The organism is Gracilibacillus orientalis, assembly GCF_900114645.1.
Classification (GTDB): domain Bacteria; phylum Bacillota; class Bacilli; order Bacillales; family Amphibacillaceae; genus Gracilibacillus; species Gracilibacillus orientalis.
In genome coordinates, this window is the sequence record NZ_FOTR01000003.1 from 92,512 (window position 1) to 108,763 (window position 16,252).

Here is a 16,252-nt window from a genome sequence, read left to right on the forward strand (position 1 = left end):
ACCTCAAGGAATTTTTTTACCTGTAGGTTTACTATGTACGAAACATATTTATTTATTCGTCCCATTCACTTAAGTTTATAACCCTGTTTTCACGAATCGATTTTTGGGCTGCCAATGCGACTTTAAAGGAATGCCAGCCATCCTCATAATCTGAAAGAATTTTAGAGCGATCACCGGTTTTTACAGCATGCAGAAACGCTTCATTTTCCCTTTTATAAGGATTTTGCCTTGCAATATATTTCTCTAATTTAACAGGCGTTTTCTTTTCAATATGACCCATTTGCCATTCAATAATCCCTTGGTCTGTATATGCTTCAATACCCACATCTCCACTCCCGCCTGGCAAAACAGATGTATTCGATATTTGGACTAACAAACCATTTTCTAATGTTAACGTGAACAACCCGACATCCCCTACAGTTATGGATGGATCTTTTTTTGCAGTAACTGCATTGCTCTCTTGTGCATAGACAGACTTCACCTCACCAAATAAAAAGCGAATTAAATCAACGATATGGGTTGTCTGCTCATTAAATTGTCCACCTGATTGCGCTTGGTTTTTCCACCAGTAAACACCAGGCATAGAACCCATCCATTTTCCCAAAACTGTACCTACATCAGATTCTTTCAGCATCTCCTGAAATCTCTTCACCGTATCAGCATAACGAAAATGGTATCCAACTGCTGTAAGATGATTTTTTTCGATTACTTTTTTTCTTACTTGCCGCACTTTATCTTCATCGACTCCTAATGGTTTCTCTACTAAAAAGGGGATGTTGTGTTCCATTAGGATTTCTTCATAATTTTCGTGAGCCATTGGAGGGACACAAATATACACGGCATCTAATCGTTCATAAGCTAGCATTGATTCTAGATTCTGATAACCGGTTGTTTCATAATACCTTTCAGCAAAATGCTCTGCTTTCTCCTGGCTCGAGCCAACAAATCCTACGATTTTCACATTTTCAATTCCCTGTAAAATATCCGCATGATGCTTCGTAAATCCGCCAGTACCGATGAATCCAACTCGAATCATTTACATTCACTCCTTCTCCTGAAATTAAACGGTTACATTTTATGTGACCTCCCGTATCGGAGGTGCCTTAGGAAAAGATACGTTTGTCACGCCACTTTCCAAAGCGATAATATAAAAAGGCTATTACACTGCTTAACATAAAGCTTACACCAATTCCGTAACCAATGCCATCTTCCCCCATTTTTTCGGAGAAAAGATATGCTAATGGATAACGAAGCGCCCAAAAGGAAAGTAGGTTTAATATCAAAATCTGATACATTGCCCCTGAAGCCCTGACAATCCCGTTCAAGACGAAATTAATTCCCAGAAATGGATAAAAGAAGGCAATAATTATTAAATATTTGGCACCAAACTGTACCGCTGCTTCTTCTTGGATAAATAGGCTGATACCAAACTCAGCAAACAAAACAATTAAACCGGCAAATAGAAGCATCATCACGGTATTGTAGATCACACTGTACGTTGCGATTTGTTTGACGCGGTCCCATTTGCCCACACCAATATTCTGACCGGCCATACTATTAACAGTGGCGCCCAGCGCATGTGCCGGCAGTAAAAACAGACTGTCTAAACGCTGTGCAGCACTGTAACCAGCAACAGCCGCTTCACCGTGTGATGTAACAACACTCATAATGGCTGCAGCACCTGCAGAAATAACAGCCATTTGCAAACCGGACGGAATTCCGAGATTAAGAATCAACTTTACTTCTGACCATAATGGTAATGTCGGCCATTTCAACGGTATAATTTTCTTTTTGATTACAAACATAACACCATAAACAAAAGAAAAACCTTGTGATAAAATGGTTGCAACGGCTGCACCTTGTACACCGAGGTCAAGTACAGAAATAAACAACGGATCAAGCCCGATATTTAACAGAACCGCAATCGCAACAAATTGTAATGGTGTTTTACTGTCTCCCACAGCACGTAAAGCTGTGCTGATAAAGTTGTAACCTACTAAGAAGAGAATCCCTATCGCATTAATACGCAAATAGGCTATTGCTTCTGGCATCATTGTGTCCGGTGTTCCTAGCAATAACAAAATTGGTCGGGCGAAAATAAAGCCCAATATACCCATGACAATAGCTAAAGCTGACAGTGTCACGACAAAAGCATTCACATAGGTTTGGACTCCTTCTTCATTCCCCTTTCCTTTTTGTTGGGATAATACCGTTAACGTCGTATTATTGATTCCGATAATAAAGGCGAGTACAGTAAAAATAACAGTTCCTGCTATATTTACCGCTCCTAATGCGTTTGCTCCAATAAGATTCCCCACCCACAAGCTATCAATAAATTGATAAGAGACCTGCAAGAGCTGGGCCAACATAATGGGAGAAGAAAAGTAAAACAGATCTACCCATATATTCCCATTGGTGAAATCACGGTGTCTACTCAAGAAAAATCCCCCTAGCTTCCAAGTCTTGATTCAGGCATCGTCACGCCATCCCAAATCCGTTCACTTGGTGCCTCTCTTCTCTTCACATCTGGTTCTTCTAATAATAAATAAAAATTTTTGGTAGGCAAGTCTCCTAATTGATGTTTAGCACTAAGCCGGTCTAAATAATAACGCATGTTATCAAGTTTCTTTGACTGATTATTTCCTGACTCTGAAAACTCATATAGGACACTTGCTACTGGCACTCTTTTAATCCGATGCTTTTCTGCCACCCGTAGAAAGAAATCCCAATCCCAATAGTTACGGACATTTTCGTCGAAAAGGCCAATTTCCTTATGTATTGATTTGTGATAAATACTGCCAGATGGTACATAAGTGGAATACTTTCTCATAGCTTCGACATCACAGTGATAGGCAAATAAGTAATGATCAATTGGCATTCTTTTCTCACTGGTTTCGTAATAATTAACAATTTCCACATCAGAATATACGAGATCAGCACCTCCCATCTGCTCAATCATCGTTTCTAAATGTGTAGGTAATGGCAAATCATCATCATCCATTAACATAATTAAGTCTCCATTTGCTTTTTCAATTCCCTTATTTCTTGCATATACATGATAACGATTTTCTGGTAAATCGATGATGGTTGTATCTAATTCAGGATATAATTCAGCCACATCGTTGATTTTTTCACCCGCATCATTAATAATAATCACTTCAAATTCTTGATAAGATTGCTTGACAAGTGCTGCTAATAACTCTGCAAGTGCTACCCTACGATTATAAGTTGTTATGATAATTGACACGTTTTCTTTAGACATTTGTAAACCCCTTAATAAAATTCTTTAAAAGTATGTAAACTTTGTTGACATTAGCCATGACAAAGTTAAAATTATGGCATATAGTAAAGACATACTCTACTTCATAACTCTACTACCTTTACTATTTCCTTAATTATATATCAATTTATGATATCAGCGAAATCATCCATTTCATTCATATTAAATATATTTCAAAATTTATACAATTCAAACACAATTCGAATAAAATGACATGATCCTTTTTTGTATAACATATAACAAAATTGGTAATACTTTTCTTACATTCAATATGCTTATGAATTAAACAATTAGGAGGCTAATCCAATGGCTTTTTTACGAGAAGCAGTTGAAAAACAAAAAGTTTATTTAATTCAACAGTTGATGGCCAAGGGTATTGTGGATAAGAATAATCAAGAGCTTTACAACAAACCAATTAGCGAAATTGTCAATGATTATGAAAAATTTTGTCTGGAATTCGAAAAGCAAAACGCCTTGAAATTCACTCGTTATAATCCCGAAAGAAAAGAAGAGAAGCCCAATGTCCACTAGGCTTCTCTTCTTTTTTATAACATCAGAAAACATAATGATGGTTAGTGAAACAAAATTAAATGTAAGAAAACTAAAGCTTTCGCCAGTATTTGGCGATAAGCCGCTTTTTTCTTTATCTTTCTTTTTGGATACCAAATCGAGCATTGATTTCCCCACGCAACAATTGTTTGCGCATTCTTTTTTCCTTCTTTTTCTCTTCCCTAATCATATCTTGTCTGATTTCAAAAGTTTGAACGCCCTCTTCTCGCTTATTCGCAATATCAATTAACAATTCTACATCAGCGAAAGAGTATTTTCGATTTCCTTTTTGTGAACGTTCTGGAAATACTAATTTTCTTTCTTCGTAGTAACGAATTTGACGTTCTGATAAACCCGTCAATTCACTCACGACACCAATGGTTATAACTTTTCGCTCTTTATAGGAAGGACTTTCTGCCATGTAATTCACCACCTAATTACGTATACCGTTGTAAGCTAACCTTAGTAACAGTATACAGTGATAACTTGGTGTTGCACAAAGTATTGTTAGATAATCTTACAGTAATTATCTTACAAATGCTACTACTAGCTTCATCATCACATTTTCGTTAGTATTGAATTAAGGAGGGTGAACACAAATGGAAATGTCCATTACAAAACCAGCAGCAAAATGGTTTATTAGAGAATTGGATTTAATTGAAGGAGATGCTATCCGCTTCTTTGCCAGATACGGTGGATTTGGCGGTGTACATAAAGGTTTTTCCCTTGCGTTGGATAACGTAGAACCCAACAACCCTGGAGCCGAAGTAACAGAGGAAGGGATTCACTTCTTTGTCGAAGAATCAGACATCTGGTACTTCGACGAGAAAAACTTCCATATTAAATATTCAAGAAAGTACGACGAAATCGAATATATCATCGACTAATCCGGGACATTTCACTGCACTCTATTTAAAACAGAAAGTGGTTGAAATATTCTTTTTTTTCCGTATGCAAATCCATGTGTACAGTTTTATATTTCTTTTCTTAAAAAAGCCGGGTGCTGATCATTCAGCACTCGGCTTTTTTCTTATTTCAACCTAATTTTCGCTTTTGCTTTATAGTTAGAAAAATCTAGTTGATAACCTGGTTCACCGAAGTAAGGGAAACCGTCTTTTGTCCAGAACAGGCGTTGAATACGTGCATGCCGATTATGATCATATAATGGATTCTCTGTATTAAACCCTTTATATGGGCGAGCATGGTAAACTAAAAGCTCGTAACCATCCTCATCAACACTAAAACTGTTATGGCCCGGTCCATACTCCCTCGTGTTATCACTGGAAACAAGCACAGGAACCTGCTTTTTCGTCCAAGAGCTTGGATCTAATAAATCACTATTTACGTCGGCATGTAATAATCCCATCGCATAGTTTTCATCTGTAGCACTCGCAGAAAAGCCTATGAAAATCTTCTTATCATCTTTAATCATAGCAGGACCTTCATTCACATCAAAACCAATTACTTCCCAATCATATTCTGGAGTGGATAAGAGAACTTGCTTCTTAATCGTCCAAGGATTCTCCATCTCAGCGATATAAAGGTTCGAAATTTGATCATTATCCACCTTTTGCGCCCACACCAAATACCGCTTTCCTTGATGTTCGAATGTTGTTGCATCTAAAGAGAAACTTTGAAATTCCGTATTAACTTGTCCTTTCTCCACCCATTCACCTTCTAATGGGTTTTCTGCATCACATTCTAAGACATACGGATGAATTGCCCAAACATCATCTTTGTCTCCAGCAGCAACATGAACATACCATTTTCCATCAATAAAATGGATCTCTGGTGCCCAGATATGTTCAGACATTATACCTGATTCATGCTTCCACCAGATCACTTTCTCCTCTGCTTGTGGTAACTCATCAATTGTTTTGGCTCTTCTTAAGACAACACGGTCATACAAGGGGTATGAGCCTGTAAAATAATAATACCCATCTGTATGCTTATATAAATATGGATCAGCTCGTTGTTCAATAAAAGGCTTAGGGTAATCTTTATGTTCTACCTTACCCTCAACCTCAAGATATCCTTTATCTAAAAGTTCATTTTTATCAACAGAGTCCCAGTTTACATTAAACTCTGCGGTAATGTTATCATTCAGATCTACAAGCACTCGTTCCGGTAATTGAATGTTTTTATCTCTGGAAACATCGATTTCGACCTCATGTATATGTTTAACATCCATATATGACATCCTTTCCATTTTCATTAATTACTATTATAAACGAGTCAACTTGTACTTACAACTATACAGTTAATTTCACAAATAAAAACCTATATTAACAAACAAAAACCAACAGCATATTATACTGTTGGTTCATTTGTTTCACTATTACGTTTAACAAATCGATTCATTCTTTTCATAGCTTCATCTAATTGTTTAATGGATGTAGCGTAGGAACAACGGATATATCCCTCTCCACTTTCACCAAAAACTTGCCCCGGTACAACGGCTACTCTTTCTTCCTCTAATAATCTTTGCGCAAATTCCTCCGAGCTATATCCTGTTTCTTTTATAGACGGGAATACATAAAAAGCACCACCAGGTAAATGGCACGATAAACCCATCTCATTTAATGCCTTCACCACAAAATTTCGACGTTGGCGATAACTTGTTTTCATTTCTCTAACACTTTCATTTCCATGGCGTAACGCTTCTAACGCACCATGCTGTGCCATAGTAGGTGCACACATCATCGTGTATTGATGGATTTTTGTCATAGCTTGCATAATAGCTACAGGACCCACAGCATAACCGAGTCGCCAACCTGTCATAGCAAAAGATTTCGAAAATCCAGAAATCACAATTGTACGCTCTTCCATTCCATCAACAGATGCGATACTGGATACCGCTTCATCATAAGCCAGTTCTGCATAGATTTCGTCAGATAAAACAATTAAGTCATGTTTTTGTACAACCTGCGCTATTTCATACAGTTCTTCCTTACTTAATACCGAACCGGTCGGATTGTTCGGACTGCACAAAACAATTGCTTTCGTTCTTGGCGTTATCGCTGCTTCGATTTGTTCTGGTGTAACTTTAAACTCATTATCTGCTGTAGCACTTACTGATACAGACACACCACCTGCCAGCGAAATAGTAGGACTATATGAAACAAAGCACGGTTCTACAACAATCACTTCATCTCCAGCATTCACAATTGCTCGTAAAGCTAAATCAATCGCCTGACTAGCACCTACTGTGACTAAGATTTGATCTTCCGGATTATAGGAAATAGAGAATGTTTCCCGCAAATACTTACCGATCTCTTCTCGTAATTCGATTAAACCAGCATTAGCTGTATATGCAGTATACCCTTGCTCCAAGGAATGATAACTTGCTTCTATTACATTCCAAGGTGTTACAAAATCCGGTTCCCCAACCCCTAGAGAGATAACATTCTCCATTTGAGAAGCAAGGTCAAAAAACTTCCGAATACCTGACGGCTGTAATTCCTTCACATGGTTTGCTAAGTATGATTCACTCATGGTGTCACCATGATTCGTTTGTCATCATCGTCACCTTCATCAAAAATAATACCATCATGCTTATATTTCTTCAGGATGAAGTGAGTCGTAGTGGAGAGTACAGTATCTAATGTAGATAACTTATCCGATACAAAACGACTAACTTCCATCATCGTTTTCCCTTCCACAGAAACGCTTAAATCATAAGCTCCTGACATTAAATAGACTGCCTTCACTTCCGGGAAACGATAAATTCTGGAAGCGATTTTATCAAAGCCAACACCTCGCACCGGTGTTACCTTTACATCTATTAAAGCTGCTACTCCTTCATACTCATAGACATTAGACCAATCTACAAGTGTAGAATAACCAAGAATAGCGTGCTCCTTTTCTAATTTTTTTATCATTTCATCCACTTCAGCAGAAGATACATCTAACATTTTACTAATGGTATCATTATCCATCCGACCGTTTTTTTCTAATAATTTCAATAATTCAATCTCTTTTTGTTCCAATCCATTCACCTTCTTTAGATGTTGTGTATACACTATATACAACTTGTTATTTATTCTTACTAATATTTAATAATACTACAATTAATCCCAAATATAAACCATCACAAAAGGAAAACTTCGAATCCGAGGAAGGAATGTATGAAATGAGTAGCTATCATGAACTTATAACACAACTCGGTATAGACTATACACATCCAGGAGGAAAAGCAGCAACGCAAAAATGGGTAAAACAAATACCTGAAAATTTGGAGAACGTATTAGAAGTAGGCTGTGGAACCGGTGAAACTCTCCGAAACTTACGACATCAAACAGCTGCATTTTTGTACGGTATCGACAGCTCAGCCGAAATGGTATCAAAAGCCAAAGCCAAAACTAGTCACCTTCACCATATTGAAGTCATGCAGCAAAATATAGAAGATCTGTTATTTACACATCAATTCTTCGACCTGATAATTTCTGAATCTGTGTTGGCTTTTACACCTATCGATAATTGCCTCCCGAAACTTACGAACTTACTTAAACCGAATGGACAAATCATACTATTAGAAATGGCAAAATCCCAGACTTTACCCCATATAGCTGAAGAAAAAATGAAAATATTTTATCAATTTCCTCAATTATTATCAAAAGAAGACTGGTTGAAGCAGTTATTAGACAATGGATATGAAACCGTCTATATAGAAAAAGTCGAGAAAGAGACAAAAACGCCGGTCACACTTCCTCAACATCTATCCATTGATATGTTGCAGACATTAAATCAACATTACCAGTTCAATACTGAATATGCTCATGACCTTCATACTTATTTATTCATAGCTAAAAAGCGAGGAGATACCCATGACCATACACGCAACTGATAAGTGGATGAAGAGATTTACGGATAAAAAAGGGGTCAAAGACCAAGAAGATCAGAATCTTTTACATCAATCCGTTATTTGCGAACCATTAACAAAGTATTTTAAAGAACTCCCACCAGAAGCAATTCAGGAACACCTATTACGCCATGGTTTATTTTCATCCAATCTAAAGAAAGAAGATGCTCAAAAATGGTTACAACAAAACTATTTATCTAAAGTGAACATCCTCTATAAAAAATGCAAAAACGCATGGAACGGACCTGAGCCTGATATATTTATTTTTCCCTCTAATGAAGAAATCAGGGAACTGAAAGAATGGTACAACAGTAATGCAGGCTTAAGCTACCCTGACAAGCTGTTCTTATTCTTACAAAAGAATGCCGAAAATCGAGAAATAGTTGCTTTATTTCTTCATGAATACAGTCATATTTGTAGGCTAAATCTTTTTCCGAAGAAAGAAATGGAGTATACATTACTAGACGCTGTCATATTAGAAGGCATTGCTGAATGGATCGTACGAAAAAAAGTGGGAGCAGCTTATGGAAACAAAAGAATAGAAATGGTAACAGATGAATTATTAGAAGATTTATGGAAAAAATGGATTGAACCTCTTCAACAATTGACAAGAGATCATCCTAAACACAACATGATTATGTACGGATTACATGGTGTTCCTAGAAATATCGGTTATATTATCGGTTACAACATTATTCAACGGTATATGACAAAACAAAATGGCTCCATAACCACATTATTGCACACCCCAAATCATCAAATATTGGCAGAGGTGGATTCTCTAACAGAAAAATAATTAGTGCAAATGCCGAAGAACAGGTGACCACAACTTTTTTCCTTTCTCACATAATCTATTAGTAGTTATTCCATGAACTGCTTGATATGGAGAAAGGAGGTTCATAATGTCACATTATGATTTCTGCTGTCAAAATGTAGGTCGTCCCGTAAAAATTGTTACACACGACGGGGCAGTCCATAGAGGTGTTATTAGAGGAGTCAATCGTTCTAAAGTTTTTATAGATCCACTTGATGCACAACGAGGAATTGGAGGATATGGCTATGGCTTTTTCGGATATGGAAGAGGCCTAGGCCTTGGTGTTGCTCTCGGCGCTATCGCAACAATTGCTTTTCTACCATTTTTCTTTTGGTAATGATTAGAAATTGCTATACAAAGTACTAGCCAACGAAAGTGTCTTACAAGAAAGTCTGTCTATCTAACACTGTTAATTATAAAACTGGCATAAGAAATCTAAGGCATACGTCAAATGGGCGAAAGCCTTGGATTTCTATAGTTGCATGAGACAAGTTCTTTAATGATTTCGTCTTGCAAAGTCGACAAACCGAAATTTATCTGGACGGTGCCTTGATTCAGTATATTGAAACAGGCTAGCATCATCTAAATAGACATAATTTTTGATGACTACAACATTGTGAAATCCATCTAAATCTAATAAATTCCGATCCTCTTCTGTTGGCTCTTCCACAACAATTTCTTTCTTTGCAAAACTGATGATCAGATCTAATTCATCTTCAAGATAGGCATATATCGATTTTTTCGCAATATCTTTTGAGATATATGGAACATATTTGTCAACCAAATAATCTTTATCTAATATAATACTTTGCCCAGAGAATTCTCGGGAACGAATCACTTCCCATACCTGGTTCTTCCCTTTCAATTTTAATTGATCTTTGACATAATGTGCAGGTTTAATAAGCTGACAACGATGTACCGTAGTCACCGGTTTTTCCCCCATTTTATCCGCTAACTCTTTAAAGCTGACAAGCCCTGAAACAGGGAAATCAAATTTACTACGATCAATTACCATCGAACCTTTTCCTCTAATTTTTTGTATATAGCCATTTTGTGCTAACAGGTTCAATGCTTTTCTTATTGTTTCTCTGGACGTTTCGTATTTATCTGTCAGTTCGTTCTCAGATGGCAAAAACTGATTGGCTTTAAATTTCCCCTGTTCGATTTGTTGAACCATTTCCTGATAAATTACTAAATACTTATTTCTCATTCCATCTTATCCCCATTTATTACTTAATATAGTAGACAAATGATTCATAAGGACGCAGTGTGATATGCTCCAATTGAGTAGGCGGATGCTGGTAATTAGAAAGAATAACTTCTCCACCTTCAAATTGCTCTTTCACTTCTTCCGGTAATTCTAATGTCACTTCGTCACCATAAAAATTGTTTACTACTAGCATGCTTTCTTGATCATTTTCTCGTACATAAGAAAAAATGGCAAGATCCTCCGGTAAAATCAGCTGATAACTTCCATCTGTTATGACCTGATACTCTTTTCTCATTTGGATTAATATTTGATAATGATAAAAAATAGATGTTGCATCCGCTATAGCTTGTTCAGCATTAATCGTCGTAAAATTATCTGGCACACCTATCCATGGTGTCCCTTCTGTAAAACCGGCATTTTTCCCATCATTCCATTGTACTGGTGTCCGGGAATTATCACGTGATTTTTCTTTTAGAATCGCAATAATGTCTTCTTCTGACACACCTTCGTCTTTTTTCATGTGATACATATTAATCGATTCTACATCACGATATTGTTCGATGTTATTAAATCCGGGATTTGTCATACCTAACTCTTCACCTTGATAGATATAGGGTGTCCCTTTCATCAAATGAATAGTTGTTGCTAACATTTTCGCAGATTCATTGTGATAGTGTTGATCATCACCGAATCGGGACACAACTCTTGGCTGATCATGATTACACCAGAACAATGCATTCCAACCTCCACCTTGTTGCATTCCTACTTGCCATTTGGAGAGGATTTGTTTTAACTCTAAGAAATCAAACGGTGCTTTTGTCCATTTTTCACCATCGGGATAATCGACTTTTAAATGATGGAAATAGAAAGTCATATCTAACTCTTCGCTTTTTGGGTTGGAATATTGAATACAATTATCCATTGTTGTGGAAGACATTTCCCCTACAGTCATCGTTTCGCGATTCGTAAAAACCTGTTGATTCATTTCATGTAAAAACTCATGTACTCTTGGTCCATCCGTATAAAACTTTCTCCCGTCTCCTGGAGGCACACTGCCATCATCATTAGGAAAACGCTGGTCTTTTGAAATCAAATTGATAACATCTAAACGAAATCCGTCTATCCCTTTATCCAGCCAAAAATTCATCATTTGATACACATCGTCCCGTACTACTTCCTTTTCCCAATTTAAGTCCGCTTGTGTGACATCAAATAGATGCAAATAATACTCACCAGTTCTTTCATCAAATTCCCAGGCAGAACCTCCGAACTTTGATTGCCAATTGGATGGCGGAGTATCGTCTTCTTTCCAAATATAGTAATCTCGATATGGATTATCTTTTGAACTCCTTGCTTCTTTGAACCATTGATGGTCTGTAGAAGTATGGTTCACCACAAGATCCATGATAATTTTCATTTCTCGATAGTGTGCTTCATCTAATAATTTTTCAAAGTCTTCCATCGTGCCATATTCAGGGTGAATGGAATAGTAATCAGATATATCGTACCCATTATCTTTTTGGGGTGATGCGTAAATAGGTGTCAGCCAGATAACATCGATTCCTAATTTTTTCAGGTAATCTAATTTTTCCATAATACCCTGGATATCCCCAACACCATTTCCTGTCGTATCATTAAAGCTTTTCGGATATATTTGGTAGACAACAGATTTTTGCCACCATTTCTCGTCCATATATTACACCCTCCTGTTGATCTGTGTTGAATATTTAGAATACTTGCATTCCGCTTTTTAACAATTTATAAAAAAGGCCAATTCTAATTCGAACCAGAGAAAATACTGTGAACCAGTGATAATTCTTTTGATGTTACTTTCTTCCATTCTTCTGAAGTTAAGTGTTAATTCGTCGCTACGGTAATATACTCCCTTTCACCCAAGCGCAGTATTCTGCCAAAGCGTATGACAAGACTCATCAAAATTCAGAATGGAAGAAAGTAAAGTTATTTCTCGGTTTATGTTTTTATGGCCTTGGTTTTCCTAGACGTTCGTATGCGTCTTTACCCATTTTTGTTCTTGCTAATATAACTGTTAAGATAAATGGGACTACAATCGCTATCAACATGGCTACGGTAAACATGAGCATATGTGGAATTTGAATAGATAAAATCCCAGGTATACCGCCTACACCGATCGAATTTGCCATAACGCCGGATCCAACTGAGACTACTGCCGCTATCGCAGAGCCTGTCATACCTGCAATAAATGGGAATAGATAACGTAAATTAATACCAAATAATGCTGGTTCCGTTACACCTAAATAACAGGAAATTGCCGCTGGAACAGATACTTGTTGTTCTTTCTTGTCTTTTCGATTTAGGTAAATCATCGCAACAACCGCAGAACCTTGAGCAATGTTAGATAATGCAATCATAGGCCAGAGATTTGTTCCATCAAATTCACTCATAAGCTGGAGGTCAATCGCATTCGTCATATGGTGTAAACCAGTGATAACTAAAGGTGCATATGCAAAACCAAATACAGCTGCAAATAACCAGCCAAATGCAGAAGTTAAACCATCATACACAATAGTGGAAATCCAAGAACCAATTTCCCAGCCGATTGGGCCTAATACAACATGAGCCACTAAAACAGCAGGAATTAGGGCAAAAAACGGTACAAAAATCATGGAAACTACTTGCGGAATTACTTTACGTAACCAAATCTCTAAATATGCCAATACGAAACCAGCCAAAATCGCCGGAATAACTTGTGCCTGATAACCAATCATATCAATTTGCGCAAAACCGAAGTCCCATACCGGAATATCTTCAGCACCCGGTACTCCATACGCATTAAGCAGTTGCGGAGAAACTAATGTAATACCTAATATAATACCTAATACTTGTGTTGTGCCCATCTTACGTGAAATAGACCAAGTAATCGCAACAGGTAAGAAGTGGAATATCGCTTCAGCTATTAACCAAAGGAAATCATATAACCCTTGCCAAAACTGAGACGATTCCGCTAAAGTCATCGTCCCATTACTCACCATATCAATTTCGCCGATAACATTACGAAAACCTAAAATAAGACCACCAACAACTAAAGCAGGGATAATCGGCGTAAAGATATCAGCTAAATGTGCTACTAAACGTTGGACAATATTCATATTTTGCTTGCCTGCTTCTTTTGCATCTTCTTTGGAAGTATCTCCTACTCCCGCTATTTTGGTAAATTCATTATAAAAAGAAGCTACGTCATTTCCAACAATGACTTGAAATTGACCTGCTTGTGTGAATGTTCCTTTGACTATATTAATATCTTCAATTGCAGCAACATCCGCTTTGTTCTGGTCATTTAATACGAATCTCATTCTTGTTGCACAGTGTGTAACAACTGAGATATTTTCACTACCGCCAACTTTATCCAACAATTCTTTTGCAGGATCGGTAAACTTACTCAATTCATTTCCTCCTCGATGAACAGCATTCTTGTATATACAAGTGGTTACGTTTTCATATTAACCTGTATATACATGTATGTCAACATAAAATATACCTTTTAAAATACGAAATCCTATTTAACTAAAAAAAGAAAGCAAAGGTCGAAATGACCTTTGCTTTTCCTAATTTATCCTTCCAATACATCTTTATCCACGTAACCGTCATTATCCATAATAATTTTCAATGCTTCCGGGTAATCATTTTCCTCTACTTCGCATTCTACCGTATGTTCCCTAGACGTATTATCGACCGTTTCACCATTATCTGTCCTTGTAAATGCAGCTACAAAGCCACCACCTGTACCCATCCCTGAAGTATTATTACCTGAGTATGCTAATGGGGTTAATAATAATGTTTGAGCTGCGTCTGGCAAATGATCAATTCTAATATCATTTGTTTTCAGTTTATTTAGCTCCGCTTTCACTGTTTCAGCATCATCTTCCGTCTTGAAAAACGCTTGAATAGCTTTATACATCATCATCATCCTTTCCATTTTAATATAGTGTTGATTTTAATGTACCCGTTTCTAGCAATATTAAACTTCTGTAAATTATCAGTACATATGTGTGTTTCTTTGTCGGTTCTAGTAAAATAAAAGAAAAGGATGGGTGAAATTATGAAAAAGTTTACGAAACAAGAAAATAGTTGGATGTTCTACGATTGGGGAAGCTCGGCATTTTCGGTCATTATCACCACGGCTATTTTTCCTATTTATTATAAAGCACAAGCCACCACTGCTGGTATTTCAGGAGCAAATTCTACTGCATACCTCGGTTACACCATTGCTATTTTCACCTTTATTTTGGCTATGCTTGGACCGATCTTAGGAACACTAGCAGACTACGAGGGATTAAAAAAGAAATTCTTTTTAAGCTTTATGGGGATGGGTGTTTTTTCCACTTTTGCTCTTATTTTTGTACCGGAAGGTCAATGGTTACTCTTACTGATTTTCTTTACGCTAGCATCACTCGGATCTACCGGGGCTAATGTTTTTTATGATGGTTTCCTAGTAGATGTCACCGATGATAAACGAATGAACCAAGTATCTGCCCGTGGATTTGGACTTGGGTATATCGGTAGTGCCATTCCTTTTGTGATAAGCATTGCCATTATATTATTAGCTCAACAGGGTATGCTACCGATTAGTAGCACCACAGCGAGTAAAATAGCGTTCTTGATTACTTGTATATGGTGGATAATATTTGCTGTACCTATGATTAAAAATGTAAAGCAAAAGCATTTTATCAAACGCGATTCTCAACCGGTTCGTCAAAGTTTCAAGAGGTTGTTTCAAACCTTCAAACATGTGAAGGAATATAAATACTTAACTATTTTTTTAATCGCTTATTTTTTCTATATAGATGGTGTTGGTACGATTATTTCAATGTCCACAGCTTACGGAACAGACGTCGGTCTTAGTTCCACTGTATTACTAGTGGTTTTATTGGTCACACAAGTCGTTGCTGCCCCCTTTTCTATTATCTATGGTAAATTAGCCAATCGTTTCTCTGCTAAAAGCATGTTATATGTTGGTATTTTCATTTATATCATTGTTTGTATTTATGGATATTTTCTAGAAACCGCTATTGATTTTTGGATTCTCGCCATGCTTGTTGCTTCTTCACAGGGTGGAATTCAAGCATTAAGTCGGTCCTATTTCGCCAAACTAGTTCCTAAAAATAACGCGAACGAATTTTTTGGTTTCTATAATATATTCGGTAAATTTGCCTCAATAACCGGTCCACTGCTTTTAGGTGCAACTGCGCAAATTACCGGTCGATCGAACGCAGGCATTTTAAGTCTTATTATCTTATTTGTCATTGGTATGATTATTCTTTATTTTGTTCCTTCCGACAAAAAATTGGCGACGCTAACACAACCTATCTCAAAATGATATCAATTACATCTCACCTGAGCATTGTTTAGACCGAATTGATATAATACACTTTAAATTAATGAGTTATTTTCAAAATAATTAGATAAAGAAAAACTTGGCTTATCGCCAAGTACTGGCGAAAGCCTTAGTTTTCTTATACTATCAACATTTAAATTTTATGCTGTATGATAGTACAACAT

17 protein-coding genes are annotated in these 16,252 nt (G+C 36.8%); 6 read left to right on the forward strand and 11 right to left on the reverse strand.

Translation table 11 applies throughout. From position 1 onward, the window contains the following. Positions 1-52 precede the first annotated feature (52 nt). From BM121_RS06535 to BM121_RS06545, 3 genes are all read right to left on the reverse strand, one after another. Entirely contained in the window at positions 53-1,036 is a 984-nt protein-coding gene (locus tag BM121_RS06535; protein ID WP_091482581.1) for a Gfo/Idh/MocA family protein, read from the reverse strand. Positions 1,037-1,103: 67 nt separating this feature from the next. Beyond that, on the reverse strand, positions 1,104-2,438 hold the full coding sequence (locus tag BM121_RS06540) for an MATE family efflux transporter (protein ID WP_091482582.1): 1,335 nt from the start codon (positions 2,436-2,438) through the stop codon (positions 1,104-1,106). An 11-nt stretch (positions 2,439-2,449) separates the two neighbouring features. Next, positions 2,450-3,262: a glycosyltransferase family 2 protein gene (locus BM121_RS06545; protein ID WP_091482584.1), complete on the reverse strand. Its 813-nt coding sequence runs from the start codon at positions 3,260-3,262 to the stop codon at positions 2,450-2,452. Positions 3,263-3,586: 324 nt separating this feature from the next. Here BM121_RS06545 and BM121_RS06550 point away from each other — a divergent pair, with 324 nt between their 5' ends. Then, positions 3,587-3,811, forward strand: a complete 225-nt coding sequence (locus BM121_RS06550) for a Fur-regulated basic protein FbpA (RefSeq protein ID WP_091482585.1) — start codon at positions 3,587-3,589, stop codon at positions 3,809-3,811. Between the two features lie 112 nt (positions 3,812-3,923). Here the strand turns inward: BM121_RS06550 and BM121_RS06555 are convergent, their stop codons facing one another. Then, complete coding sequence (locus BM121_RS06555) at positions 3,924-4,250, reverse strand: MerR family transcriptional regulator (protein WP_091482587.1); 327 nt, start codon at positions 4,248-4,250, stop codon at positions 3,924-3,926. 178 nt (positions 4,251-4,428) lie between these two features. Between BM121_RS06555 and BM121_RS06560 the strand changes: the two genes are divergently transcribed. Next, complete coding sequence (locus BM121_RS06560; protein WP_091482589.1) at positions 4,429-4,716, forward strand: HesB/YadR/YfhF family protein; 288 nt, start codon at positions 4,429-4,431, stop codon at positions 4,714-4,716. Between the two features lie 143 nt (positions 4,717-4,859). Here the strand turns inward: BM121_RS06560 and BM121_RS06565 are convergent, their stop codons facing one another. The 3 genes from BM121_RS06565 to BM121_RS06575 all read right to left on the reverse strand — a co-directional run bounded on the left by BM121_RS06565 (position 4,860) and on the right by BM121_RS06575 (position 7,818). Then, entirely contained in the window at positions 4,860-6,020 is a 1,161-nt protein-coding gene (locus BM121_RS06565; RefSeq protein ID WP_091482591.1) for a glycoside hydrolase family 43 protein, read from the reverse strand. A gap of 119 nt (positions 6,021-6,139) precedes the next feature. After that, positions 6,140-7,324 carry an aminotransferase gene (locus BM121_RS06570; protein WP_091482593.1) on the reverse strand — a complete coding sequence of 395 codons (1,185 nt, stop codon included), beginning with the start codon at positions 7,322-7,324 and terminating at the stop codon, positions 6,140-6,142. Further along, positions 7,321-7,818: an Lrp/AsnC family transcriptional regulator gene (locus tag BM121_RS06575; protein ID WP_091482595.1), complete on the reverse strand. Its 498-nt coding sequence runs from the start codon at positions 7,816-7,818 to the stop codon at positions 7,321-7,323. Before BM121_RS06575 ends, BM121_RS06570 begins: the two co-directional genes overlap by 4 nt. Before the next feature lie 143 nt (positions 7,819-7,961). Here BM121_RS06575 and BM121_RS06580 point away from each other — a divergent pair, with 143 nt between their 5' ends. The 3 genes from BM121_RS06580 to BM121_RS06590 all read left to right on the forward strand — a co-directional run bounded on the left by BM121_RS06580 (position 7,962) and on the right by BM121_RS06590 (position 9,841). Beyond that, entirely contained in the window at positions 7,962-8,675 is a 714-nt protein-coding gene (locus BM121_RS06580) for a methyltransferase domain-containing protein (RefSeq protein ID WP_175495351.1), read from the forward strand. Next, positions 8,656-9,486 carry a DUF2268 domain-containing putative Zn-dependent protease gene (locus BM121_RS06585; protein ID WP_091482599.1) on the forward strand — a complete coding sequence of 277 codons (831 nt, stop codon included), beginning with the start codon at positions 8,656-8,658 and terminating at the stop codon, positions 9,484-9,486. The genes BM121_RS06580 and BM121_RS06585 overlap by 20 nt, the downstream gene beginning before the upstream one ends. Before the next feature lie 106 nt (positions 9,487-9,592). Continuing rightward, the gene (locus BM121_RS06590; protein WP_091482601.1) at positions 9,593-9,841 is read left to right on the forward strand and encodes a hypothetical protein; all 249 of its coding nucleotides are present in this window, start codon (positions 9,593-9,595) and stop codon (positions 9,839-9,841) included. A 159-nt stretch (positions 9,842-10,000) separates the two neighbouring features. Here BM121_RS06590 and treR read toward each other — a convergent pair whose 3' ends face one another. The 4 genes from treR to BM121_RS06610 form a co-directional block, all read right to left on the reverse strand. Continuing rightward, on the reverse strand, positions 10,001-10,714 hold the full coding sequence (treR, locus tag BM121_RS06595; protein WP_091482603.1) for a trehalose operon repressor: 714 nt from the start codon (positions 10,712-10,714) through the stop codon (positions 10,001-10,003). Positions 10,715-10,733: 19 nt separating this feature from the next. After that, positions 10,734-12,407, reverse strand: coding sequence for an alpha,alpha-phosphotrehalase (gene treC, locus BM121_RS06600; RefSeq protein WP_091482605.1), 1,674 nt, complete (start codon positions 12,405-12,407; stop codon positions 10,734-10,736). A 286-nt stretch (positions 12,408-12,693) separates the two neighbouring features. Then, entirely contained in the window at positions 12,694-14,136 is a 1,443-nt protein-coding gene (gene treP / locus BM121_RS06605; RefSeq protein ID WP_091482607.1) for a PTS system trehalose-specific EIIBC component, read from the reverse strand. Between the two features lie 167 nt (positions 14,137-14,303). Next, the gene (locus BM121_RS06610) at positions 14,304-14,651 is read right to left on the reverse strand and encodes a hypothetical protein (RefSeq protein ID WP_091482609.1); all 348 of its coding nucleotides are present in this window, start codon (positions 14,649-14,651) and stop codon (positions 14,304-14,306) included. Positions 14,652-14,789: 138 nt separating this feature from the next. Between BM121_RS06610 and BM121_RS06615 the strand changes: the two genes are divergently transcribed. Beyond that, entirely contained in the window at positions 14,790-16,070 is a 1,281-nt protein-coding gene (locus tag BM121_RS06615; protein ID WP_245780766.1) for an MFS transporter, read from the forward strand. Positions 16,071-16,252 lie beyond the last annotated feature (182 nt).

What these genes read in the sequence shown, in the direction of transcription:
- BM121_RS06610 (WP_091482609.1), bottom strand. Translation starts at nt 14,651, where the DNA reads ATGTATAAAGCTATTCAAGCGTTTTTCAAGACGGAAGATGATGCTGAA.
- BM121_RS06570 (WP_091482593.1), bottom strand. Translation starts at nt 7,324, where the DNA reads ATGAGTGAATCATACTTAGCAAACCATGTGAAGGAATTACAGCCGTCA.
- BM121_RS06580 (WP_175495351.1), top strand. Translation starts at nt 7,962, where the DNA reads ATGAGTAGCTATCATGAACTTATAACACAACTCGGTATAGACTATACA.
- BM121_RS06545 (WP_091482584.1), bottom strand. Translation starts at nt 3,262, where the DNA reads ATGTCTAAAGAAAACGTGTCAATTATCATAACAACTTATAATCGTAGG.
- treC (WP_091482605.1), bottom strand. Translation starts at nt 12,407, where the DNA reads ATGGACGAGAAATGGTGGCAAAAATCTGTTGTCTACCAAATATATCCG.
- BM121_RS06550 (WP_091482585.1), top strand. Translation starts at nt 3,587, where the DNA reads ATGGCTTTTTTACGAGAAGCAGTTGAAAAACAAAAAGTTTATTTAATT.
- treR (WP_091482603.1), bottom strand. Translation starts at nt 10,714, where the DNA reads ATGAGAAATAAGTATTTAGTAATTTATCAGGAAATGGTTCAACAAATC.
- BM121_RS06535 (WP_091482581.1), bottom strand. Translation starts at nt 1,036, where the DNA reads ATGATTCGAGTTGGATTCATCGGTACTGGCGGATTTACGAAGCATCAT.
- BM121_RS06560 (WP_091482589.1), top strand. Translation starts at nt 4,429, where the DNA reads ATGGAAATGTCCATTACAAAACCAGCAGCAAAATGGTTTATTAGAGAA.
- BM121_RS06565 (WP_091482591.1), bottom strand. Translation starts at nt 6,020, where the DNA reads ATGGATGTTAAACATATACATGAGGTCGAAATCGATGTTTCCAGAGAT.
- BM121_RS06585 (WP_091482599.1), top strand. Translation starts at nt 8,656, where the DNA reads ATGACCATACACGCAACTGATAAGTGGATGAAGAGATTTACGGATAAA.
- BM121_RS06590 (WP_091482601.1), top strand. Translation starts at nt 9,593, where the DNA reads ATGTCACATTATGATTTCTGCTGTCAAAATGTAGGTCGTCCCGTAAAA.
- BM121_RS06555 (WP_091482587.1), bottom strand. Translation starts at nt 4,250, where the DNA reads ATGGCAGAAAGTCCTTCCTATAAAGAGCGAAAAGTTATAACCATTGGT.